The sequence below is a fragment of the Bacillus sp. Root131 genome (genome assembly GCF_001429475.1).
Taxonomy (GTDB): Bacteria; Bacillota; Bacilli; order Bacillales; family Bacillaceae_G; genus Bacillus_A; species Bacillus_A thuringiensis_S.
Genome location: NZ_LMJQ01000041.1, coordinates 18642 through 40186, shown reverse-complemented (window position 1 = coordinate 40186; position 21545 = coordinate 18642). Strand labels below are relative to the sequence as shown.

The window sequence follows — 21545 nt, the reverse complement described above, 5'->3', positions numbered from 1 at the left end:
AAAGCAGACACAAAAATGTGCCTACCTTTTCGGGAATTAGTATCTTGTTAGATTAGCATAAGTTAGAGAAACCCAACCATCATGCACTCTCGCCCATCCACCACTAATATCGTAGATGTTCCATGTGTCTCCACTAGAGATAGTTCGAATAATATCTCCGTCTGTCGAAGGTTTAGTGCGGACGTTTAAGTTTGCAGTAGTTGTGATTTTTCCGATTGGATTACGTTTTCCTGCTAAGTCTTCAGGTGTTCCATTAGAAGAACTTCCTGCAGGTGTAAACTTAACATAAGCAGGACCTGCTGATACCCATTGGTTTCCTCCAACATTGTACAGACCGTTAGATAATCCCCAAGTCTGGTATGTTTCGCCTTTCTTCACAGTTTTAACAACTCTTGAATCAAAGCTAGCAGATTCACGAACGTTTAATTCAGCAACAAGAATCTCAACAACACCAATACCATCTGTAGAAGGTGGTGGAGTTACTGGCGGCGCTACAGTTGAACCATTAAGTTCAGCTTGTACTGCTGCTAAGAAACTATTCCAACGTCCTGCATCTAGGATACGGTGCGGACAATTCTTAACTGCTCTAGAATTACCGTTTTTAACACCAATCTCTGTCCAACTCTTATGAGTACGAACACGATCAATTCCCCATCCGCGCTCTCTTAGTAATTGAGCAACGAATTTAATAGATAAAGCTTCAGCTTTTTCATATCTTGGACCACCAGATAATGAGTAACAGATTTCAACACCGATAGATTTTCGGTTTCCGTTACCACCACCATCACCACAATGCCAAGCATTACGATCAACCGGAATACCTTGAATAACTTCGATATCATCTACTGCGAAGTGGAATGAAACCTCGTTAGTATTTCCGATCATGTAATTTACCTCGTTCTTAGCAGGCGCATCATTATAAGTGTTATGCACTGTAATGTACTCTGCTTTCATAGAATAAGGACACTTGATTGGGTATTTGCTTGTAGCCACAAGATTTTGTTTAACTGAAATGGCCATAGTCGTACACCTCCGTATAGATTGGAATGCACGACTAAATTAACCACTTCCTAAATTTGGCTCAAGGTTAAACTTAAGCTATTTTATTGAACTCTCCTAAACGAAGAGAGATAACATATCCATGTTGCTCTTGTGTTGCTCCTTCAATGCCTAATAGAGTTGCTGAATGTTGGTTGCCGTCCAACAATAGAGCTTCAGTCATAGGCACTTGCCCTTGTGCTACAACTGCTCCGTTTTTACCTACCATTGTTACTAGTTTATTTGTTACAGGGCCGTTTCCTAATTGTAACTCACTCTTTAGGTCAATTCGTTTGCCGACGGATTGTGCCCAAGATTGCGGTGAGTAGCCCGTCGCAAATCGAATAACTGTTTCAGTCTGAGTTAAATTGCCTGCACCGTCTTGTAAATTGCCCATTACTTGAACAGTTTGTTTTTGCTCAGTTTGTGTATGGATTCCTGTTTCTTTCAGTGTTTGATTAATAACACCTGTAACTAATCCATTTGCCGCTTCTGTCAACTCTTGACGAGAAGTTGGTAATACTTGCGTTTGATTACGAATTTCTTGAACCGCTCCACTCATATCTTTCGCTTGAGATTGAACTAGTTCTTGATATCCTTGTGTATAGTTAGTACCTGCAGTAGGATTGATTAATTGTTTCGCTTCTACAGGATTGTATTCTTTATTCATTAACGCTTCCGCAGATACCGTTTCTTTTGGAGCGTTTACTACTGGTGCATTTTCAACTACTGGAGTTGTTTGAGTTTCTACAGGAGTAGCTTCTGTCTTAACAACTGCATGTGCATTGGCTAACTCTTGTTGTCTTTCAGTATATACTTCTTCATTGATTGGTAAGAAACTTGTTACTTCACGAGCTTCCCCTTCTTTTTCATAAGGGAATACTGTTACTTCTTCTAATCGATCAAAGACTAAGAATAGTGATGTGCGTTGTTTTACCTCATCTTTTATTAAGCTAACATCTGTAATACGAGCTAACCATTTAGAATTGCGAATTGTTTCTTTTGTTAATGTATTAGATGCTGTTGCCATTTCAAATACATCGTACATTAATGAAACACGTTTCAGCTGTTCTTCTGGACGAGTGAATAATCCTAAGTGAACAACTTGTCCAACCATTGCTTTAGCAGCTTCTAAGCTAAACATAGATTCTGCCATCGGATGTAATGGTAATGCAATTTCATTAGTTAAAGGGAAATCAGATGGGACTTCTCCTTTAGCTACTACTTCTACTGGTGCTTGTTCAGTTTGTGTTTCTACTGCAGGTGTTTGAGCAACTGGCGCCGGCTGCACAGTCGGTTCAATAACACTAGCATCTAATTTAAATTGAGCAAATGTTTTTCCATCTTGCTCTTTCATTGTGTAATCAAGGATGGTAGCCATATAGTTGTTTGGTTTAAGAGCTGTTTTCTCATCAACACCAACTACAACTGTACCGTTAGCATTCTGCGTAAATAATCTAGCGATTCCATCTGCAGAACTAATTCCATATTTTTGAGCCATAACAGCTTCTTTTTGATTTGCAAACGTTCCTACAAAGCTTGGGTGAAGCATAAAGCTAGCTACGATAAATGGTTTTTCTTCCACTTCTTCTTGTGTTTCTGGAGCTACTACTTGAACAGGTTTTTCTTCAGCTACAACTTCTTTAGCTTCTTCTTTAACGTGTTCTGGAACTTCTCCTTTTTCTAAAAGGTTTGTAACGTTCTTTACAACCCAATGATCCTTCTCTAATAATTGAAGGTTTTTATATGTAACATTTGTGTAACGAGCACGAGAACGCTTAGTTACTTCTCCAAATGAAACTACATCACAAGTAATGAATCCATCGCTCTTAAGATGTTTCTGTACATGCTCTGGGAATTGCTCTAACTTAATTGTCTTAGCAATAGCAACTACTTCATCATCTAAGCAAAGCATTAACATGAATGAACGCTTCTCACGGAAAATAACACCACCACGCTCAATGATTTGACTCATGTGCTCTTCTTCTTTAGCTGTAGAAATAAGACCAAACTCTTCTACATACTCAATTGAATCTACTGGTGTTTCTACTACTTCTTCCGTTACTGGTTCTACTTTTACTATTGGTTCTTCAATTGGTGTGTCGATTGGTAGTTCTACTTGCTCAGCTTCTTCTAATCTTGCTTTAGCTTCGTCTTCCATATCTTCAACAGTTTGAACTTCTTTAGTATTCATAACAGCTGCTTCATATTTTGCATCTGCCTCTTCTTGTTCTTTAGCTTGAAGAAGTTCTTCTGCTAATTTAGCATCTTCTTCTTTGGATCTTTGTTCCATTTGTTGATTGTACAGAATAGCTGCGTTATTTTGATTCATTTCTACTTCTTCGCTTGACCCTAATACTGTTTCCTCTGTTACAGGAAGAACAACATCCTCTGTAACTGTTTCAACTGGTGCTACTGTTTTTTCTACATCTGGCACTACTACAGTGTTAGATGATAATGCACTTAAGTATTGTTCAATAACTGTTAACATGCGTTGCTTAACAGCATTGTCCTCTTCGATGTTTACTCGCTTTAATAAGTGATCAAATTGTTGTACGTTCATTAATATTCTCTCCTTTTCATATGAATCGATTTGTTTTTGAATTGAATTTACTGTTTTCATAATCTACTTACTCCTCTCACGATCTGATTGACTTAGATGAACGTAAGCAGTTGTTTCTAAAAATGCAATAACAGGGCAATAGTTTTTTCGGCAATAAATTAGGCAAAAGAAAAGGCCCTTCGGCAAAAGGACTCTTTCGTTTAACTAATTTTAAAAAAGGAGAGGGCGTTAGCCCCTCCCTCTTAAGGATGTTTTCTTACTTTTCTTTTACAGGTAATACATCAGAACAATAATCTACTTTGTGATTATTTCTAAACTTACAAACAACTGACGTCACCTTTTACACATTTTTAGCATCTCTTTCCGTTTTAGGTCTAACTGGTAATAATGTAGCTCTTGATGAATGAGTAAGAGCGTTAAAGTTTGTATAGTGATGATATAGTCTTCTTTCTGCAAAGATTTGATTTAGGTATCCCATTGTAATCAATGCAGCCATTTCATTTGATTGCATTCTTTGTGGTTGAGAAACAATATTCTGGCCACAACTTTGTGAAGGTAAAAGACTCTCACTGTCTTCTAATATATCCGGATAAACTCCAGCAACCGGTGTAAGCATCGTATCGTTATGATGTAATCCAACTACGCAATGACCTGCGTACCCTGAACGAATTTTTTCTTCATCTGTTCCTTCAAATAATACACCGTCAACTCCACAATCTATGTAGATGATGTTAGGGTCTTTCAGAAAGTATTCGTGCATAATTTTTCTCGAAGCATGGTTATCAACTGCGCCAATTAATACACGGAACAAAACACGAGAAGAATCAAGAACGTATGTCTCCTGATTAGAACGGAAACAATTCGATAATTCTTCGACTGACTCTACATATTCTTCACGATGATAGATAGGAAACTGATACGACATTCCATATCTCTCTGCCAAGACCTTCGCTTTATTCTTATCTAAATCTCTAGGTAAGAATGGTTGTCTTTGCAAGTTCTTTTCTTCAACCCTATCTAAATCAACCAATGTATAATCAAATGTTGTATGACTTGAATTTTTAGTTAAAGAGGATATTAACTTGGCTAATCGCTGCGTTATATATCCCCCATTTCCTCCACAACCAACTTGTACAATATCAAAATGCATTGTTCTACTTGGATAAAATTCTAGCGCTCTCATTCAATCACCCATTCTTTGCGCCTTTTACGATAGGCACAATTAGTTTTTTGTCTGCATCAACATCCATATGACAACGTTCTTTAGACAGTTCAGGGTAATCTAGTTCCAGCCATTCACGAACTTGTTCTAAAGTCATATCGTTTTCTGGTGGATTATATTGCTGTGCAGCATAGGCGATATTCCAAGTTGTATCTACTTTAGTAGTCTTCTTATCTTTTCCCTTTGCCTTACCTGCTGCTGGTTTCTTTTCTTCCTTATTAACCTGAACTACAGGTGGTTTCTCTTCTTCTTTCACTTGAACTACTACAGGTGGTTCAGTCTGTATTACATTATCAAATGGATTGTTACTACTAGGATTATCAAATAAATTTGTGCCTGCTGTTGTTTGAAATAGCCCATCAAACTTTTTTGATTCTGCTGGATCTAAGAAGTCGTTTTGTGATAAATCAATACTACCGAATAAGTCTTTTTTCTCTGTCATATAAATACCCTCTTCCTAATGAATTAATATTGGCGGTCTATTTTACTGGGAAATACACATTAACGAATCTTTGAACTAAGTCCACTGATGTATAATCCTCTTCAATTAATTTGTCATAATTAAAATGAGGTTGTCCCTGCGTCTCACTAAAGATTTGTCGCAAAGGCCAACCCCATTTATTTTTATTCTCTAAGTTATAGTAATGATCTGTAAACGCTGCAGAAAGCCAGTTATGAATAAAGGATGACATCTGAGCTAAATCCTGCATTTCTGTTAAAAAGAAGAAACACATTTCTCCATCTTTCTGTACATGTGAAAAAGGAAAACGATATAGCTTAGTTGTGTCACGAAATACTTTATCTCGGAATGCATAGCATCTCTTATTCTCAAGAATATATTTATCTCCATTCGGTCTAAATACGAAAACAAACAATAAGTTCGGGAATGGAATTTGTTTATATTTTGTTGAATGATATGTTAAGTTGTGTTTGAATTCTTTCTTCTCCATGAATAAAACAATCTTTCCGTCTGGTAAAGCCATGTATTTAACAGTGCCAGGTGGTAATGCAGGTGTTTCAAAAACAGGTATATCCAACTTTTTAGTATTTGTCTTTGTTTCGTAGCAGTTCTTCTGTACAAATTCAAATAGTGTATTGTGGTCTATATGGAATGAGCGTTGTGCCCCATTCTTTTCGTATTCGACAAGTGGTAATTTCTCATTTCCAATTGTAATTTTAATCATTTTATAATTCTCTCCCTTCAACTAATGAATTAATAGAATCGTTAACATCTCTAAGTTCTGTTAAAAATTCAATTGTATCGTTTATATCAAGACCTCCATTGTCTTGCATGCCTATCATGAAAGTACCAGGTTGGTTTGCGAAAGTAGAATGAACAGGGTCATCACTAGATGCAATTTTAGAATCTGGTAAGTAAACAAACTCAATTAAGTTTCCACAACTTGTATTTGTAAGTACTTCAATATTCCTTGTGAATTCAATAAAGGTCGGTTGATCAGCGTAAGGTAATAATGAAGGAACGCTTATAGCCCCAACTATAAAATAATTCCATCCTTCTGCATGGTCTTCAGAAACTTCATGAGGTACATCAATCCAATCAAAATCAAAATCGAATATGTAAGGTAATGCCTCTTGTAACTCATGTATGTATAAATCGCATTCCTCTGAAGTACATTGTTTTAAGAACTGAATTAATCCATCATCTGTAATGTCATATGCTTTAATTAGAGTTTGAACGAACAGGTTTCGTTTAGCTTCTAATACAGGAAACTTTAACATGCGTCCACCTGCTTTCTCCTTTGTATTTCATCTACTAATTCTTTATAGAATTCATAATATTCTTCAGCAAATTTTGAATAAGCACCCATAAATCTAGGTCCGAATTCTTCAGTGGTATGGAATTCAAAATCGCACCAAATTATATAGGTATATTCCATATATTTTTCAAATTGTGTATATCTAGCTGAATATCCTCCGAAAAACTGACTTGCAAAATACGTTTCGTAAAACTCTTTAAAACTCATACATACGTCACCTAAATTATGAAACATATCATCTATTCGAGCCTTTAGTTCAGTTTCCTCAGCTTCTGTAAATAAATGAAGATGATCTAACAATAAACCAAAATGAAAAATACCAGCTACCTCAATTGGACAATGATCTTGAACATTTGATTGAATGTTTCCGATACAACGGCCGAAATCTTCATTAGGATAATCTAAACACGTTGAACTCGTTAGACCTTCTAATACTTCGGGTATATAATTACAAAAAGACATCTGTTCACCCAAACTAATATAAGTGGGCTCTACAATGTCTCTTGGGTATTCAACAAATTTATTTATATGTGTTTGAGTTTTAACATAGGAATAATAACGAAGTGTATCTCTGTAATATCCTGCTTCAAGATGATTAATCATATAAAATCACAATCCTCAGCTAAATGCTCTTTTAATTTCGAAGCTTGCTCCTCCACTCCTAAACTTCTACCAAATTCATAATAATAATCACGACCATTGCTAGTCGTTGGTTCTTCAATGAGTTCTTCAAGGTCATGAGAAATGTGTTCACAAGCCATCTCTAATACTTCATGAGATGTCTTATCTATCATTTCTTGTGGAAGTTCACCTTCTGTGAATAAAATCTTATATATAGAAGCAATTTCATCGTATTGTTGCAGCCATTCCGTAGGAGTAGCTTTATCCTGATTACTTTCAAATGTTTCAATAAGAGCATTTACATTAATTTTATCCGACGGAATCCTAGTTACAATAACATTGCTTAACTGATTTATTCCATGTAAAGTCGGTTTCATAAACAACCCTCCAATAAATAATTATTTCTGTCTACTGGTATCAATCTATTTTTTCTAGATATTCTTTTAGCTCTTCTATTAATTGATTTACTTCCTTGGGATGTACTTTTATTTTTCCATTTGCCAATGAAATATTACGTCTTGATACTTTCCCAGTTATGATACAAGCCTCTCTATGCCGTTGCAAAACAAGCAGTCCATTTTCTACAGTAAAATCTACAGGCACTGCTTGAATTTCCAATATGTTAGCTAATTCTCTAGGGATACCTATACGCCCTTTACTATCCACATATTGAATAATGCCTGTGAATTTCATAGACTCCTCCCATTAACAACCTAATGTTTTTCTTTGTAAATTATTTTTTTTGCAAAGTGAAGCAATTCGATTTCAATATTTTGAGGTCGAACACCCTGATCCCGGAGTTGTTTTATGTGAGTCTCCATTTGTATTTTTAATGACTCCATAATCTCTTCTTCCTTCATGATTATTCCTCCTAATTAGAATTCACATCATATTAAACATTTGAAATCTAATTATTCAATTTTATACTTAGAAAAAAGAAGACTCTAAGAGCCTTCTTAATGTTCAAAATTTACGATACCTACATAAGACCTATTAGCTATAGTTGGCACTACTTTAAGCCCCTGAAAGGTTTCTTCAATACCGTTGTATTGGATATCGCTATATCTTCTTACATAATGATGGTCGTCACGATTAAGAAATATGGCATTTGGTCGCATTCTGTGACTACGAACAAAATCATGGTGCAATTCCGTGAGTCTATTCATAGTATCTCTGCTGCGTTCATTTTCTCTTTCCATAACCATATACTCCATTATGCTGTCTGGTTCTCTCATGTAAGGCGAACGCAAACTATGATTCACACATGTTGTTTCAATCGGTTGATACGGCTCAGCCATATACTCCATCTCAAAATACCTTGGTCCTGTATTTACATAAGGTCTGGGAGGAGTAATTTTTAATTCACTAAGCGAAACCATTTTAAATCACCCTTTATTTAAAATGAGAAGGGGCGTTAGCCCCAACCAATATTTTGAGAAGAACAATATAAATCTAGTTGAAGATAAATCACATATATATGTTCTTCTATACTCTAATCACTCTTTGATGCTTGATTTGATCTTTGTTGTAAAATAAGCAGTTATCTATATAAATTCAAGGGTAATTTCTGGAATTAATAAATATTGTTTCTAAAAGTGAATACAAACAAAAAAGCGACCCAGTTTACGGATCGCTTGATAATTCATTTACTCGTAGACCTATATATGTTAAAGAAATTACTCTTGAAGTGTTTTAAATGGGATTCCCCTAGAATTCACTAAATTCCACTGAAAACCAAACAGAATTACCAAGTGTCTCCCCTGTTCATGTACTGAACATACTCATAAGATTTTTCTTCGGATAAATTACTATTTTCAGTATGAACAAGACTTAATCCAAATGCGAATGTACCGGTTAATGCGATACCTAATACCAATGCTTTTAATTTTTTCATTATTTTAATGCTCCTTTTTCAAAGTATTGTTTTTTAACATTAACACTTCGGTAATAATATTCACTTGCTTTAACCGTATTATTTTCTTCATAATATTTTGAAGCTAGCTTTTCGGTATATTCTTGCATACACTCTAATAAGTTTTCTTTCTCAAAGTAAGAAAGTCCTTCTTTAACAACTACCTCTAGATCAGTAGCTGGTACATTTTCATTTAACTTCTGCAGGATTCTAAATCTATGTAGATATTCTACATTATTAATTTTATGGCTAATATCTAATCCTCTGGTAATCAACTCTTTAGCTTGTTCATTATTCCCTAACTTATAGTTCTCTTCTGCTTCTGAGAATAAAGCTTTGAAATGATTAGGGATATTATGAGTAACCTCAGAAAGATGTCTAATTGCTAAAGTAGATAAATTTTGACTTGCATATAGCCATCCTAAATTACTTCTTACTCGCAGGATTAATTTTTTCTCGTCCATTTTATTTAAAATATTAATAGATGAGTTAAAACTTTCTTCAGCTAGTTCGTATTGTTTTAAATCTACACAAGCTAGACCATACACATTCTCACAGGACGCAACATTTATATCATATCCTTTATGCTTAGCAAAGATTTCTTTAGCTTTATCAGCATATTTAATCGCTACTAAAGGTTGATACGTCTGATAATTAAAAGTTGAGAATCTGTAGTAAAATTCTGCGCGTTCTAATATGTCCGGAATATGATTCAGCATCTCTTCAGCTTTTGTATAATGTTCTTTTGCTTCAGAAAAATTTGTAAGGACAGTAGAATGTATTGCTTTAAAGAAATGATAATAGTAATTCAACATTTGATCACTTGGAGTATTTAATTCTTCGATTCTGTCAAAACTGTCTTTCCCAATTCCAAAGTCATCAGTTAGTAACTTATATCTAAAATCTAATAAAGAGTAATACAACAATAGGTTTTGATCTTGCTCAGCTAAAGCATTAATTTGGGTATCTATCTCTTTTTTTAACTGAGTGGCTTTTAAAATTTGTTGAGCCCTCATCTCTTGATACCACTCATTAAGAAGCTTTGTTACTTTTTCATTACTAACTTTGTAATCTTGCATACGCCACCCTCAACCCCTTTTATTTATTTATAGTAAGAATACCATATTTAGTAAAATCGAGTAGGGTATTTTATATATTTATCAACAATTTTCAGACAATTTATTTTTAACATGATTTTGTAAATTATACTGATATGAACCTTCATACTTATCCCCTGAAAAATCTACAACATTCAATGTATGAACGTGAGGACAATCTTCTTTTAGCAGTTCATAAATTTCCTCAATAGACGAATAAAAAGGCTGATCCTTTCTTGAACGATAACTGTTCAAATGGACTTCGCCTTTTCCTTCACCTATATTTATAAATTCAAAGAAGATACGTTTAATATTTTTTTCAGGATCTTTGTACCTGAAACGATAATCTCCGTCTACAACATATGTTTCGATTCCTTCTTTATCTAATCGACGAATATTCTCTTCCATACTAAGACCCATCCAGCTAGCTATCATTCTTCCGTATATATAAAAATCGGCTTCACAATTTATAGACATTTTTACCGCTTCTAATAAATCGTCAGTCGGTAAATCAGTAGGTTTTGAAGCATATTCCCGCCACATTCTATACATCTAAAAACCCCCACTTAATTATTTTTCTATATTTAATATGACTATTTCTTTTTACGTGGTAATCCATATTTCGTACTTTGGCTTAGGCAACCTTTTGCAATTTTCTTTGCTTCAGCTGAAGATATTTTAACTTTTACGCCCATCGTTACCGCCTCCTTAATTCCTCAGTCTGCCCAACTGCAGAAATTTTATACATGTTGTACTACTCCCCCATCCCCCAACATATGATTTTTATATCTAGCACAAAAAGAATGTGTCCCAAACTTAAAATACGATTTTAGGAGTGAAATAGGATGAGTAAAGTAAAAGAGAGGAAGATTAGGAGTGACAAACGTAAGGACGTTAAGCCAACTGTTGAACTCAGTTTGTATGATTGCGTTGCTCGAATCTCATACATTACTAATACACCAATGAAAGATGTCGGTGAAATATTTTGTACTCACGGTTTATATTCTAAAAAAGTAATTGATTACTTGTCCAAAAAGTTCAGAAGAAGTTACAAATTTAAAGATACTCTACATATGGGTAATAGAGAATTAATGTCTGAACGAGTTAGAAAACATTCGAAATCAACAACAAGAATTACAATGCGTTTTAGACAAGAAACGTATGATCATTTAGCTGATTTAGCATATGCATTAGATACAACTGTTTCGACAGCTACAGCTATTTTACTCGATGCTGCTGTTAGGAATACGGATATCGTAAACGAATACGTAACTAGATTTGTTGAAGAAACCTTAGATGACAATAGAAAAGACCAACTTAAGAAAGTTCTTACCTACATAAGAAAAGAAAATCCTTATGAAACAAACGAAATTACATTAGCTCAGCTAATTAGCTACATCTTAGATGGTTTTAAAGGACATTCAAAACACATCAAGCAGACAATAGAAAGTTGGCTAGATAACGTAACTGAGAGGGACTAAGCTCCCTCTTTTTCTTCGTTTCTTCCCCAGTAGGCATCGGGGCCCTGTAGCAATCTTTCCAATAATTGTTTAAACTCGCCCCGATTAATAAAGCTTCTGAAGGTAATAGATTCGAAACTTTCGATACTACCGTCCTCATGTTTATAGCATGTCCACCATTCATCTCCGCCATTCACTTGATTCACAAATAATAATCGGTCATATGCAAAAGCAGAACGAATAGACCAATTCCCTTGCTTCATCTTCTGCTCTAATTCTTCAAGGCTTTGACAAGTATAAAGACCATAATCATAGTCGAGTTCCATCATGAAATCATCTTCAAAGTCACAACCACCAATCTTTAACCAACTATTCTCCTGGCATTTTGTTTTTACTTCTTCTACTGTAAACATAGCTTCGCTCATATTATTTACCTCCATTTATTCTTCTAAGAGACATATCTAATTGAAATTGAAGACGCTTCTGATCTTCTTCTTTTTTATATTTCATCATACTTTCATGAGCTTTTTTCCAAGAGTATACGTATGTAGGATCTCCACCATATGCACGACCAATACGACCTGTGTTGTCTTTATAAAGGTGCGAGTTGTTAATCCAAGGTAAGAATTCGTAAATAGCAGTTCCTCTTCTGCAAACACGTAATCGTTTAGGTGCAATCGCCCAATATGTTTTATAAATATAAGGACGAAAATATCTTTTTAACAAGTGAAAAACATAATGAGGTTTTGTTAAGTTTTCAAAAATAATAATTCCCTTTTGAACATTATCTTTTTCTTTACCAAGTGTTTTTAAATCCACTAGGAATTTTTCTTGTTTGCTTAACAGTAATCGCCGCCAACCTATGTTTTGTAAGTCATTCATTCTATCATTCTCCCCCTTCTGTAATTATTGATTTTTATCTCAAAAACAAATCCTCATAACTCTTTCTAATTAGTCCTTTTAAGTTATCCTCTGTAATGTCACAAAAATAAAGTTCTACATTACTTTTTTCGTACCAGTCTATTCCTCTAAATCTGTGGTTCTTCATACACGCATGTACTAATTCGTATCTTGAAGTCCAGATTCTAAACGAATCGCCATTGTCTTGTACACAAGCTCCATGGTTAATAAAAAATGAGGATAGTTCAAAATACGTAAATGATTTAAATTGATCTACTGTTGTCTCGATTCGTTTTGGAGGATTAATATAGATATCCAATTGAATTCTCCCTTCTATAAATAAAATAAGAGCAGGCCTTCACCCACTCTATTGCTCTTGATTTTCTTTGATTTTCTTTGTAAAGATGTAGTAACCGTTGATACTATTTTGACTATCTTCATTCGTATTTGTAGAAACACTGATAACTTCTAAGCTAGGATTATCTGTTAGAAGTTTTTCATATCTCGGAGGAAGATCAGCCTTTCCTCTTTCATGCGGAATGTAATAAAGCTTGTCTTTTACTAGCATCTTATAATCGATACTTATAATTTGGTCATCCTGCTTCTGCATATACGGATCATTGTTACATCCTGTTAAAATGGTTGCTGCTAATCCTACAGTTAATACAGTTGCGATTAATTTCTTCATGCTGCAGCACCTCTATTTAAGTAAACGAATTGTTCAACATATTCGCGGTCTTTAGAAATAATAGGAGTTTCATGATCTACTGACCATCGACTTCTTAAAGCACCATTCTTTTCGTAGAACTCTTTAATGATGCATATACCACGTTTTTGCCATACAGGTAAGTCATTCCAGTTGATATTTTTCTCAGTCATTAACTTATCCTGCATATCCTTACCATTAAGGCCTTGCAATTGCTTATGTGGAAAGTTAGCTTGAGCAACCATTGAGATGCTATTCTTTGAAGCATCTTGTTGTCTCCAAATGAAATAGTTTGCAACCTCATCTTGTGGCAATACCTGTGCGCGACCATCAAATGTAGCAAGTGGTTTGTCCGGATATTTCTCTCTCATAACTTCATTAAACTTTGCAGTTGCCATAGAAGCCGAAACAGAAGCTATCTTTTGAAGGTTATTTTCAAACCAAGATTGAGTTGTAAGCTTGTCATAGTTCGTAATAAGAATACTAATCTCATCCGACTGATGGTAAACTAATTTCGCGCCCATAATGTTTTGAGCTAAGTATTTGCATGTTTCCCAAAATGCTTCTGCTAGATCCTGGTCAAAAGGCTTAGCGCAACCTTTTGTATATGTATGAAAGTGTGCTCCATCAATCCTTACAATCACGGGCATTCTTTCAGGTAACTTAATGCGATATGCATTCTCGTATCTCTTCATGCGATCTCCAATGCTGTCCATTAACTATTCCTCCTCGTTGTCTACGTATTTGAACGTATATCCACCAGTAGTTCCTTTACCATTTCTCAATATAAGTGAAATACGAGACTGGTGAAGATTGTACTTTTTAGCACATTCTTGCTGATTTCTAAGCGTCTCCAAAACAGCACCATTTTTAATTACCGCAAATTCCGGACTAGTGTGACTAAATGAGGCAAGTTTTTCAAGTTTTGCTTCAATAGTTTCACCTTCGTCATGTTGAACATTGGTTATTAAAATAAACCCCTTTGTTACAACTTGATTAGGTAAATATAATCCATTACTAATTTGAGAAGCGGTTAATCCTAACTCGTCTCGAATCTCTTTACGGGAAGAAAAACGCTTAATATACTGACCATCTTCAGCGTAAACATCTATCCAATCAATTTGTCTTTGGCGATTATTAGAAGTAATCTCTTTGAGATATTCTTCCGAATAATCTTTTTTATGGATAAATATTTTATTCTGAAACGATAATTTAGTAGCGATAGCTCTAGATATACTAGTTTGATCATACTTTCCTCTGACCTCCACAATACCGGCGGAAATTATATCGTTTGTAGATTCATATTCTCCTAGTAACTCAAGAGTACGATTGTCAAATACTAATATGTTTAGAGAATCTATTGGATACTTGTTACGAAAATATTCAACAACCTCATCGGAAAAATCATCAATTTGATTGTTTAAATATTGCCATGAATTATTACCAACGTTATTAAATGTGCCTAATGTACAGTTTAGATAATTAGCGACTTCTCTATACGGTGCTACGGTCTCCAACTTAATTTTAATTATTCTTTTGGCAGTTAGAGTTGAGATTCGAGAGGAAGGAGATCCTTCTCCAATCCCAAAACCATTACCACCACCTGTCATATTGTAGCCGTTATTGAAAGAATCAAAATGAGAAACCCAATAGATTTCTCTTTCATCCAGCATTTCCTCCGTACATTCCTCAAGAACAGTTATTTCAAAATTATCTATTCCATATTTCTTAATTGCTCGATGAATTTTGTAAATTGGCTCAGGATGTTTTGAATCGGCTTTATGGCGAATCATTCTTCTTTTAAAGTTTGTTGTTTGACCTATGTAATTCTTTTCATTTATTTTGTTTCTTAAACGATATATGCAAATCATCTAGCGTCACCTCTGTTTTATGCAGCAAATTCATACGTGTGAATTGATACATTGAAATGTTTTGTAGCCTTTTCTAGTATACCTTTAACTACATTCCAGTCTCCACCAGCTCTTGCACATCCAATATATTTTGGTACGCCTATTTTTAAATGAGATAGGTTACCTTCTCTATCTAATCGATTAGCCAAATAACTAAATAAAGCAGATTCAAGTGCTTCATAAACCGTATAAAGTTTTCGATCCGCTCCATAGTTTAATTGACCATACAAATTAACTATCTCAATACTTTTCCCATTGTTTTGGACATTAGCGAAAGTAAAAGTTCCCAGCTTTTGTTCAGGTCTTAGAGGTGATGAACGATCGACCTCATATACAACCGGAAATTCTGCTCGGATTTGCTTAGCAATACCGCTCCCCATCGTAGATCTCGCGTTGGCTTGATGCATTACTACGTCACAATCTGAACGCAAGATATCACCTTTATGTTGGATGATTAGTTCTTTCGGATTAATTTGTACCATTTTCTTCTCCTTCTTTATGGCATAATCTACGCAGTTACCAGTACCGCCTTTTGGTTCTCCATTCCATATAGCTATCAGCTCATCGCATTGATTCACCATATACTCATTACGCTTTTGCATAAGATAAGGCTTGTACAGTAGTTTGCTAACATATGTAACAACATCGGCTTGTTCCACAATGCTTTTCCATTGATCTTGCGATGGTTTTGGCCATTGACTAGAATGTGCGGTACATGGAATAGCCGATTCTAAGGTTATGTTATATCCTTGTCTTTTTAATTTAAGGACGACTAACGCATAAATCGTGTCTCCTCCTAATGCCATACCGCTTATTGCGTGTACCTGTTTCCCTTGATCTAAATGGGAAAGAAGATGTTCTCGTAGTTTAGTAGCGATAGCAAGGTTACCTGGTGAAAAATAATCGTACCCATATAATTTATTTGGACGATGTGCAGTTACTGCGATTGTAATTTTTTCTGTCATAGCTAAATCTCTCCTTTAATTAAATTCAAAAAAAGGAGGGGCGTTAGCACCCCTGGGAATCAATTTTGTTTGATTGCTATGTTAATAGCTTTTTTGAAGTTGAATCTGTATTTGCTATTCATAAAACCTATTAAGTAGTCATGATAGTCCGGTTCGATGTTCTTAAGATATGCTAATTCTCCATTAAGTTCTAAAGCATATCCTCTATCTCGTTGTCCTCGATAGAATTGGAATAACATCGTTTTAATTCTTCGCTTACGCTTATGACCAACTGTAAGGTTATGATCTTTGTTGTACATAATGCCAAGGTTCCAATTCTTTCCCGATTTTGAACCATATCTCGTTTTTGAATCCTTAATAGTGAATGGAGTTCCTTCTTGGGTTAATATTCCTTTAACTAATTCAACTATTTCTTTATGCCTAAATGGTTGTTTGCTACTAATTAGCAAGTGAGTAGACCTAGGGAACTTCCCCCTAAGTCTCTCTCAGAACCGTACGTGAACCTCTCAGCTCATACGGCTCCCATTATTCGTTGCCGGTAGTATTCCATATTTCCAATGTGCAAATAATTTACGCTCGCGTTGTGCAATAGTGCCTAACCAATATTCTGCTTTCCTTCGATGTTTTCGCTTCTTATATTTCCGGCGAACCCATTTTATTAGGCTACTATTGATATACCGCAATACACTATACATTTCTGATTTATAGAAATGCCCATAATAGTTGATCCATCCCTGGATTTTCTTATTAAACATATTGGAAATATCCTGTAATGTTTTATCTGCTTTCAGCTGTAGTCGCCAACTTCTCACTTCTTTTCTAATTGCTTTCTTAGCTTTATCGGCAATAGCTGGTGAGAAGTTTGTGAAGAATTTTCCATGTTTGTTCTTTGCGTGCCTTGGTCGAAACGTATACCCAAGAAAATCAAAAGAGGTATTCGGATAGCTCAGTTGTCTATCATCATCTTTACAATAGGCAATTTTCGTTTTCTCTAAGTTTAGCTCTAATCCAAACAATTTAAATCTTTCTTCCAGTCTTCGTTGAAGATATTTTGCTTGTTTCAATGAAGTGCAATGTGCTATTCCATCATCTGCGTATCTTGCCCACGGAATACTTGAAAATTCTTTTACCATAAAATCATCAAATGTGTAGTGGAGAAACAAGTTCGCAAGAACTGGACTGATGACTCCACCTTGCGGTGTGCCGGCCGTTCTTTCTATTAAGGTTCCATCTTCCATTTGGAAAGGTGTTATTAACCATCTTTGTACATAGAGCGTAACCCATTCCTGGTTGGTATGACGCTTTACCATTTCAATTAGATAGTCATGTCGAATGTTATCAAATAATCCTTTAATATCGAACTCTAACACCCAATCCTTCCGCCAACACCTTTTCCGTGTCGCTTCAATTGCTTGAATCGCTGACTTATTTGGTCGGTATCCATAAGAATCTTCATAGAACAATCTCTCCACATTTGGTTCAAAATAGAGTTTCGCTACCATTTGTGCCACTCGGTCTTCAACTGTTGGAATACCTAGTGTTCTGGTTCCTCCATTCTTTTTAGGAATAGCTACTGCTTTCACTGGTTTTGGAAAATAACTACCTGAGGACATACGATTCCATAATTTGTACAAATTATTCTTCAAGTCCATTTCATACATTTCGATGGACTGTTCATCCATTCCATATGTCCCTTTATTGGCTTTTACTCGCTCGAATGCCATCATTACAACATTCTTTGAAATACCAAACGGTTTTGTTTCTTGCATAAGCTCCTCCTCCTTTCAAAGTTGACTTATCCTTGAAACTGAATAACCTGGATTCTTCGCTCCACTTCCATTACAGAGGCTTCTTCACTACTACAATCCAATCTGCCCCTATGACTGCATCGGTACTCTTTTCTTGTGGTTCTTCCACTTGAAATACTCCCTTAACATCAGTCCGTAGGTTCCCACGTTCCGCACAAATGCCTGTGTTATGTTCATGCCACCTTTATGCCGCCCACCACTTAGACAGTAAACAGGTTTCCTCTAAGCTTATCCTAGGTTAACGACTACCCCCTAGTTTTGATGGAATCTCTACGCTTTCGACATTTCCGTAAGTGGTTCACATGTTCGTTCATCTCCATAACACTCACCTGACAATTCTTGATTGCCTTTTCCTTAACGCTCAATACCATAGCTTTTGACTACAGCACCTTAAGGTGGTTTGAAATCTCCACCTGTATGGCGACTTCGACGGGCCCACCGTCATCATTTGTACAGCATAGTTGCTTTGAGTAGCCTAGCTACTCACGCACACTTTCGTGGCGCACAGTCATCAGCATACCTAGTGTAAATAAAGGATTCCCCACTTCTTTTTGCCAATGCGTTGTTGATTTGAGTATCTATACTAATCATCAACCAATTAGTAAGTATCGGAGAAAGCGGAGTTCCTTGCGGTAATTCATTTTCATGACAAGCTAAACCACATAAACTACTAATAAAACTCTTATAATCTGTTTCAGTCATTAAGCTGAATGGATACAGCTTTTTTAATTGGATAGTAATAACTTGTTCAGAACAATTGTTAAAGAATTTCTCTAAATCCATTTTGAGAAACCAATTTGATTTATTCCGTTGGTGACATTGTATTGCTTTTAAACAGTCACGGTTTGGGATGTATGCATAAGCTGAATCATGTGGTACTATACCAATGCTTTCTAAATCAAATTTAATTTCTCTCATAAAAGATTTGAGTTTTTCTTCTGGTGCTTTAATTGTTCTAAATCCACCAGTCATTTTAGGTAGATTAAAAATCGAATACTTAATAGCCGACTGATTATTGGTTAACCAGTCTTTTATTTTCTTTGTTAGTCCGAGTATTTGTTTATTTATTGCTTCGAACTCACGGTACTGCTCAATTGTTATTTCTTCGGATTTTAATTTGGTAGTACTAAAACGCTGATACTTTGAATCATTTTGATTCTTTGTGTTGTGTGTATAGTACATATCAATACCCTTTCTTTTTTTATCTTCTTGTTTAATAGTTCTTCGAAAGCATGTTCGTTTATTTGACGAAGAATGGTGCAGTTCTCTGGATCTAACTCCAGTTCCTGGACCTGAGATGTCGCGCAGCCTCCTCCTGGTTAGCTTCAGGTGCCCCAGAGATGGGTGCAGCACCAGCTGTTACTGGCCGTCTGGGTCCAGATGCACATTTCTCTCTCTAAAAGTGTGTTTCTCTTGCTCATTTGCTAAGAGATTTTAATTTGTCAGATTAAAATTTACAACTATTAAACTTAATCCCAAAACGCTTTAGTTAATACAATCTTTTAAAAGTGTTTTGTCAATTAGTATTTTATGGACAACAAAAAAAGTAGGGGCGTTAGCCCCTACTAAATTAACCTTCGTTAACCATTTTATATAACTGCTCTTCAGTGATAACAGTTACACCTAAACTTTGTGCTTTTGCTAATTTACTTCCTGCAGCTTCACCTGCAACAAGATAATTCGTATTCTTAGAAATTGAACCCGACGCTTTACCACCATGTTCTTTAATAAACGCTTCAATTTCTTTACGAGGACGCGATACCTTACCTGTAATAACAAATGTATTACCTTCTAATTGATTACCAGAAGACACTGCAGCTACATGTGTAAGTGTTAAACCAAGGGCTTTTAACTCCTCAATCATTTGAAGATTACGCTCGTTATGGAAGTAGTCAAAAATACTTTGTGCTACAGCCGAACCAATATCTTCAATTCTCATTAAGTCTTCTACAGATGCATTAGCAATATCGTCAATATTGTTGTAATAACGTAGAAGTCGCTCTGCAGTTCCTTTTCCTGAATGTCTCATACCTAATGCATAGATGAACGCTTCAAGTGTTCTTGATTTAGATTCTTCAATAGCAGCCAATAGTCGGTCTGCTTTTCTTTCTCCAAATCTATCTAATTTCAATAACTCGTTTCTGTCTAATCGGTATAGATCAACGAAGCTATTGCGAATTAAACCTGCTTCAAATAATTGTTCTGCAGTTTTCTCACTGAAAGAGTCGATATTCATCGCTTCACGAGAAGCAAAGTGAGTGAATTTACCAACCGATTGAGCACTACAGCTATCAATATTCATACAACGTAGATGAGCACCGTCTTGAACTAATACAGTTTCACATTCTGGACAGTGAGTAGGTGGCACAATTTCAGTACCTTCACTACCTTCAACGATTCCCATGATTTCAGGAATAACATCATTACTACGACGAACAAATACTTCTGCTCCAACCTTAACGCCTTTACGTAAGATGTCATCATAGTTATTTAAAGTAGCCTTTGTTACAGTAGTTCCACCAATATCAACAGGCTCAAGATGAGCAAGTGGTGTAAGTTTACCAGTGCGACCTACTTCCCATGTAACAGAGTTTAAAGTAGTTGTTTCTTCAACCGCTTCAAACTTGTATGCAATAGCCCATTTAGGGAATTTTGACGTATAACCTAGTTCCTCACGAATATGTAACTCGTTAACCTTAATAACCATTCCATCGATATCCCAGTTTAGTGTAGGGCGAACTTCTTTCATTTCTTCTAGCTTCTCAATAATTACATCAATAGAGTCTGTTACATAGAAGTACGGATTGATTTTAAATCCTTGTTCTTGAAGGAATGTCATCATTTCTGCTTGAGTTTCAAACGTGATCCCTTCGCTATAAGCAATGTCATACCAAAATGCATCTAATGGTCTTGAAGCTGCAATTCGTGGATCTAAGTTTCTTAAAGCACCAGCAGCTCCATTCCTTGGATTCTTTAATGGTGCTTCCCCTTCTGGTAAGGAAGCATTATAAGCTTCGAATCCTGAAATAGGCATAAACACTTCTCCGCGTGGCTCAATTACTCCCTGGAATCGAATATTCAATGGAATAGAACGGATTGTTTTAATTTGTTCAGAAACAATTTCTCCTATTTTACCAGTACCTCTTGTTCTACCTTCACTAAAAGAACCACCGCTATAACGTAAAACGTTAGCTAATCCATCCATCTTTTGTTCTATAGTAAATGTAGCGTTCGGAAACTCACGCTTAACATCTTCCACAAACTTTCGAACTCCATCATAAGTTTGAGATTTCTCTAATGAGTAAAGTGGCATTGTATGTTCTTTCTTCTCAAACTTATCAAGAACTTCCCCACCAACTCTATTAGAAGGAGAATGAGCTACTGTCCATTCTGGATGAAGTTCTTCTATCTTTACTAATTCATCATAAAGTCTGTCGTACTCTGCATCGGATGCAATTGGCTTATCCATTGTGTAGTAGTGGTGGTTAAGCATAGTAAGCTCGCCTACTAAGTGAAGATATCTTGCTCTTAAATCAAACATGTAAAAACCCTCCTAGTATATAAG

24 protein-coding genes are annotated in these 21545 nt (G+C 35.6%); 1 reads left to right on the top strand and 23 read right to left on the bottom strand.

Going from position 1 to position 21545, the window contains the following annotated elements:
* Positions 1-36: 36 nt before the first annotated feature.
* From ASE54_RS28445 to ASE54_RS28390, 14 genes are all read right to left on the bottom strand, one after another.
* On the bottom strand, positions 37-1020 hold the full coding sequence (locus ASE54_RS28445) for an N-acetylmuramoyl-L-alanine amidase (RefSeq protein WP_001018525.1): 984 nt from the start codon (positions 1018-1020) through the stop codon (positions 37-39).
* 73 nt (positions 1021-1093) lie between these two features.
* Positions 1094-3661: a hypothetical protein gene (locus ASE54_RS28440; protein ID WP_000859797.1), complete on the bottom strand. Its 2568-nt coding sequence runs from the start codon at positions 3659-3661 to the stop codon at positions 1094-1096.
* A gap of 280 nt (positions 3662-3941) precedes the next feature.
* Positions 3942-4784: a ThiF family adenylyltransferase gene (locus tag ASE54_RS28435; protein WP_001201945.1), complete on the bottom strand. Its 843-nt coding sequence runs from the start codon at positions 4782-4784 to the stop codon at positions 3942-3944.
* 4 nt (positions 4785-4788) lie between these two features.
* Entirely contained in the window at positions 4789-5265 is a 477-nt protein-coding gene (locus ASE54_RS28430) for a hypothetical protein (RefSeq protein ID WP_000136662.1), read from the bottom strand.
* Between the two features lie 37 nt (positions 5266-5302).
* On the bottom strand, positions 5303-6007 hold the full coding sequence (locus ASE54_RS28425) for a hypothetical protein (protein WP_000591044.1): 705 nt from the start codon (positions 6005-6007) through the stop codon (positions 5303-5305).
* 1 nt (position 6008) lies between these two features.
* On the bottom strand, positions 6009-6563 hold the full coding sequence (locus ASE54_RS28420) for a hypothetical protein (protein ID WP_000911420.1): 555 nt from the start codon (positions 6561-6563) through the stop codon (positions 6009-6011).
* Positions 6557-7204 (bottom strand): hypothetical protein, encoded by a 648-nt coding sequence (locus ASE54_RS28415; protein ID WP_000607069.1) that lies wholly within the window; start codon positions 7202-7204, stop codon positions 6557-6559. The genes ASE54_RS28420 and ASE54_RS28415 overlap by 7 nt, the downstream gene beginning before the upstream one ends.
* A complete protein-coding gene (locus ASE54_RS28410) occupies positions 7201-7599 on the bottom strand; it encodes a hypothetical protein (protein WP_000805225.1) in 399 nt (132 codons plus the stop codon). The genes ASE54_RS28415 and ASE54_RS28410 overlap by 4 nt, the downstream gene beginning before the upstream one ends.
* 40 nt (positions 7600-7639) lie before the next feature.
* Entirely contained in the window at positions 7640-7915 is a 276-nt protein-coding gene (locus tag ASE54_RS28405) for a hypothetical protein (RefSeq protein ID WP_000673121.1), read from the bottom strand.
* A gap of 20 nt (positions 7916-7935) precedes the next feature.
* Positions 7936-8082: a hypothetical protein gene (locus tag ASE54_RS36005; protein ID WP_003310293.1), complete on the bottom strand. Its 147-nt coding sequence runs from the start codon at positions 8080-8082 to the stop codon at positions 7936-7938.
* Between the two features lie 96 nt (positions 8083-8178).
* Positions 8179-8601: a hypothetical protein gene (locus ASE54_RS28400; RefSeq protein ID WP_000254100.1), complete on the bottom strand. Its 423-nt coding sequence runs from the start codon at positions 8599-8601 to the stop codon at positions 8179-8181.
* Between the two features lie 365 nt (positions 8602-8966).
* Positions 8967-9116 (bottom strand): Phr family secreted Rap phosphatase inhibitor, encoded by a 150-nt coding sequence (locus ASE54_RS35375; RefSeq protein WP_003310292.1) that lies wholly within the window; start codon positions 9114-9116, stop codon positions 8967-8969.
* Positions 9116-10213, bottom strand: coding sequence for a hypothetical protein (locus tag ASE54_RS28395; RefSeq protein WP_001154442.1), 1098 nt, complete (start codon positions 10211-10213; stop codon positions 9116-9118). Before ASE54_RS28395 ends, ASE54_RS35375 begins: the two co-directional genes overlap by 1 nt.
* An 81-nt stretch (positions 10214-10294) precedes the next feature.
* Positions 10295-10783: a hypothetical protein gene (locus tag ASE54_RS28390; RefSeq protein ID WP_000286104.1), complete on the bottom strand. Its 489-nt coding sequence runs from the start codon at positions 10781-10783 to the stop codon at positions 10295-10297.
* Positions 10784-11076: 293 nt separating this feature from the next.
* On the opposite strand from ASE54_RS28390, the gene ASE54_RS28385 reads away from it, so the two are divergent.
* A complete protein-coding gene (locus ASE54_RS28385; RefSeq protein ID WP_000048806.1) occupies positions 11077-11712 on the top strand; it encodes a hypothetical protein in 636 nt (211 codons plus the stop codon).
* Here ASE54_RS28385 and ASE54_RS28380 read toward each other — a convergent pair.
* The 9 genes from ASE54_RS28380 to ligA form a co-directional block, all read right to left on the bottom strand.
* On the bottom strand, positions 11709-12116 hold the full coding sequence (locus tag ASE54_RS28380) for a hypothetical protein (RefSeq protein WP_001287479.1): 408 nt from the start codon (positions 12114-12116) through the stop codon (positions 11709-11711). The genes ASE54_RS28385 and ASE54_RS28380 overlap by 4 nt on opposite strands.
* Before the next feature lies 1 nt (position 12117).
* Entirely contained in the window at positions 12118-12573 is a 456-nt protein-coding gene (locus tag ASE54_RS28375; RefSeq protein WP_000999050.1) for a hypothetical protein, read from the bottom strand.
* 385 nt (positions 12574-12958) lie between these two features.
* Positions 12959-13279, bottom strand: a complete 321-nt coding sequence (locus ASE54_RS28365) for a hypothetical protein (protein ID WP_000733200.1) — start codon at positions 13277-13279, stop codon at positions 12959-12961.
* A complete protein-coding gene (locus tag ASE54_RS28360; protein ID WP_000377210.1) occupies positions 13276-14013 on the bottom strand; it encodes a tRNA(His) guanylyltransferase Thg1 family protein in 738 nt (245 codons plus the stop codon). The genes ASE54_RS28365 and ASE54_RS28360 overlap by 4 nt, the downstream gene beginning before the upstream one ends.
* Before the next feature lie 3 nt (positions 14014-14016).
* Complete coding sequence (locus ASE54_RS28355) at positions 14017-15168, bottom strand: GIY-YIG nuclease family protein (RefSeq protein WP_000562884.1); 1152 nt, start codon at positions 15166-15168, stop codon at positions 14017-14019.
* 17 nt (positions 15169-15185) lie between these two features.
* Positions 15186-16172: an SLOG family protein gene (locus ASE54_RS28350; protein WP_000136658.1), complete on the bottom strand. Its 987-nt coding sequence runs from the start codon at positions 16170-16172 to the stop codon at positions 15186-15188.
* A 506-nt stretch (positions 16173-16678) separates the two neighbouring features.
* Entirely contained in the window at positions 16679-17941 is a 1263-nt protein-coding gene (gene ltrA, locus ASE54_RS28340; RefSeq protein ID WP_001158424.1) for a group II intron reverse transcriptase/maturase, read from the bottom strand.
* A 522-nt stretch (positions 17942-18463) separates the two neighbouring features.
* A complete protein-coding gene (locus ASE54_RS28335) occupies positions 18464-19162 on the bottom strand; it encodes a reverse transcriptase domain-containing protein (RefSeq protein ID WP_014895377.1) in 699 nt (232 codons plus the stop codon).
* 388 nt (positions 19163-19550) lie between these two features.
* Entirely contained in the window at positions 19551-21521 is a 1971-nt protein-coding gene (ligA, locus tag ASE54_RS28330) for an NAD-dependent DNA ligase LigA (protein WP_000459967.1), read from the bottom strand.
* Positions 21522-21545: the final 24 nt, after the last annotated feature.

Excerpts from the sequence above, each read along its gene's own strand:
- ltrA (WP_001158424.1), bottom strand. The coding sequence starts at position 17,941 with ATGCAAGAAACAAAACCGTTTGGTATTTCAAAGAATGTTGTAATGATG.
- ASE54_RS28405 (WP_000673121.1), bottom strand. The coding sequence starts at position 7,915 with ATGAAATTCACAGGCATTATTCAATATGTGGATAGTAAAGGGCGTATA.
- ASE54_RS28435 (WP_001201945.1), bottom strand. The coding sequence starts at position 4,784 with ATGAGAGCGCTAGAATTTTATCCAAGTAGAACAATGCATTTTGATATT.
- ASE54_RS28420 (WP_000911420.1), bottom strand. The coding sequence starts at position 6,563 with ATGTTAAAGTTTCCTGTATTAGAAGCTAAACGAAACCTGTTCGTTCAA.
- ASE54_RS28425 (WP_000591044.1), bottom strand. The coding sequence starts at position 6,007 with ATGATTAAAATTACAATTGGAAATGAGAAATTACCACTTGTCGAATAC.
- ASE54_RS36005 (WP_003310293.1), bottom strand. The coding sequence starts at position 8,082 with ATGAAGGAAGAAGAGATTATGGAGTCATTAAAAATACAAATGGAGACT.
- ASE54_RS28360 (WP_000377210.1), bottom strand. The coding sequence starts at position 14,013 with ATGGACAGCATTGGAGATCGCATGAAGAGATACGAGAATGCATATCGC.
- ASE54_RS28335 (WP_014895377.1), bottom strand. The coding sequence starts at position 19,162 with ATGTACTATACACACAACACAAAGAATCAAAATGATTCAAAGTATCAG.
- ASE54_RS28390 (WP_000286104.1), bottom strand. The coding sequence starts at position 10,783 with ATGTATAGAATGTGGCGGGAATATGCTTCAAAACCTACTGATTTACCG.
- ASE54_RS28380 (WP_001287479.1), bottom strand. The coding sequence starts at position 12,116 with ATGAGCGAAGCTATGTTTACAGTAGAAGAAGTAAAAACAAAATGCCAG.
- ASE54_RS28415 (WP_000607069.1), bottom strand. The coding sequence starts at position 7,204 with ATGATTAATCATCTTGAAGCAGGATATTACAGAGATACACTTCGTTAT.
- ASE54_RS28395 (WP_001154442.1), bottom strand. The coding sequence starts at position 10,213 with ATGCAAGATTACAAAGTTAGTAATGAAAAAGTAACAAAGCTTCTTAAT.
- ASE54_RS28400 (WP_000254100.1), bottom strand. The coding sequence starts at position 8,601 with ATGGTTTCGCTTAGTGAATTAAAAATTACTCCTCCCAGACCTTATGTA.
- ASE54_RS28445 (WP_001018525.1), bottom strand. The coding sequence starts at position 1,020 with ATGGCCATTTCAGTTAAACAAAATCTTGTGGCTACAAGCAAATACCCA.
- ASE54_RS28375 (WP_000999050.1), bottom strand. The coding sequence starts at position 12,573 with ATGAATGACTTACAAAACATAGGTTGGCGGCGATTACTGTTAAGCAAA.
- ASE54_RS28355 (WP_000562884.1), bottom strand. The coding sequence starts at position 15,168 with ATGATTTGCATATATCGTTTAAGAAACAAAATAAATGAAAAGAATTAC.
- ligA (WP_000459967.1), bottom strand. The coding sequence starts at position 21,521 with ATGTTTGATTTAAGAGCAAGATATCTTCACTTAGTAGGCGAGCTTACT.
- ASE54_RS28430 (WP_000136662.1), bottom strand. The coding sequence starts at position 5,265 with ATGACAGAGAAAAAAGACTTATTCGGTAGTATTGATTTATCACAAAAC.
- ASE54_RS28440 (WP_000859797.1), bottom strand. The coding sequence starts at position 3,661 with ATGAAAACAGTAAATTCAATTCAAAAACAAATCGATTCATATGAAAAG.
- ASE54_RS28410 (WP_000805225.1), bottom strand. The coding sequence starts at position 7,599 with ATGAAACCGACTTTACATGGAATAAATCAGTTAAGCAATGTTATTGTA.
- ASE54_RS28350 (WP_000136658.1), bottom strand. The coding sequence starts at position 16,172 with ATGACAGAAAAAATTACAATCGCAGTAACTGCACATCGTCCAAATAAA.
- ASE54_RS28365 (WP_000733200.1), bottom strand. The coding sequence starts at position 13,279 with ATGAAGAAATTAATCGCAACTGTATTAACTGTAGGATTAGCAGCAACC.
- ASE54_RS28385 (WP_000048806.1), top strand. The coding sequence starts at position 11,077 with ATGAGTAAAGTAAAAGAGAGGAAGATTAGGAGTGACAAACGTAAGGAC.
- ASE54_RS35375 (WP_003310292.1), bottom strand. The coding sequence starts at position 9,116 with ATGAAAAAATTAAAAGCATTGGTATTAGGTATCGCATTAACCGGTACA.